Annotated in this window: 1 protein-coding gene; it reads right to left on the bottom strand. The window is 69.0% G+C overall.

What is annotated here, in order from left to right; all coding sequences use genetic code 11:
- Positions 1–165: 165 nt before the first annotated feature.
- A partial coding sequence (locus ABT116_RS48865; protein WP_351648044.1) for an amino acid permease occupies positions 166–1136 on the bottom strand: 971 nt, incomplete at its 5' end.

The raw sequence follows: 1136 nt of genomic DNA, 5'->3' as shown, positions 1-1136 counted from the left end.
GCATCGGCGCGGTGCGGGTGTGTGACCGGACGCAGCGGTTGGCGCGTCAACGGACAGTCAGTCGGCGTGAGGCCCCATCGCGCCGTTCCGAGGACGGACACCCCCCGGCGCGGCCCCGACCCACCACCCGGCGGCAGGCGCAAACACCCGGCGGTCGGACGAAGGCTACGGCGTGCCACCACCCACGCTCGGCTGCTCCTCTCCCGCCCCGCGGCGGGCGAGGCGGCTGTGGGTACGGCCGTACAGGAAGTAGACGAGGAAGCCGGCAGCCATCCAGACGGCGAAGCGGACCCAGGTCTCGGCCGGCAGGTTGATCATCAGCCACAGCGACGCGCACACCGACAGGATCGGAATGACCGGCACCCACGGGGTGCGGAACGCCCGGGGCAGGTCGGGGCGGGACTTGCGCAGGATGATCACGCCGATGGCGACGACCACGAAGGCGAACAGCGTGCCGATGTTCACCAGCGCGGCGAGCTCGGTCAGCGGGGTGAACCCGGCGAGGATCGCGATGATCACGCCGAGCAGGATGGTCGGCCGGTGCGGCGTCTTGAACCGCGGGTGGACGCGCGAGAAGAACCGCGGCAGCAACCCGTCCCGGCTCATCGCGAAGAACACCCGGGTCTGGCCGAGCAGCAGGATCATGCAGACGGTCGTCAGGCCGACCGCGGCGCCGAAGCTGATGAAGCCCGCGAACCACGGATGTCCGGTCGCCTTGAACGCGTCGGCGAGCGGGGCGTCGACGGACAGCTCGCTGTAGTGCTGCATGCCGGTGACGACGATCGAGACGAGGACGTACAGCGTGGTGCAGATCAAGAGGGAGCCGAGGATGCCGCGCGGCATGTCGCGCTGCGGGTTCTTGGTCTCCTCGGCGGCCGTGGCCACGACGTCGAAGCCGATGAAGGCGAAGAAGACGACCGACGCAGCGGTGAAGATGCCCATCACGCCGAAGTTGGAGGGCGCCCAGCCGAACATGAGCTGGATCAGCGGGGAGTCGAGACTGGCCCCGGCCTCGACGGGCTTCTCCTTCGGGATGAAGGGGTCGTAGTTGGCACCCTTGACGAGGAACGCGCCCGCGATGATCACGACCAGGACGACCGTCACCTTGATGGCGACGACCAGCGACGTGATCCGTG

The sequence above is a fragment of the Streptomyces sp. NPDC002130 genome, assembly GCF_040296465.1.
Lineage (GTDB): Bacteria > Actinomycetota > Actinomycetes > Streptomycetales > Streptomycetaceae > Streptomyces.
Note: the sequence above shows the minus strand (reverse complement) of the source record. Positions and strands in the feature narration are given on the sequence as shown.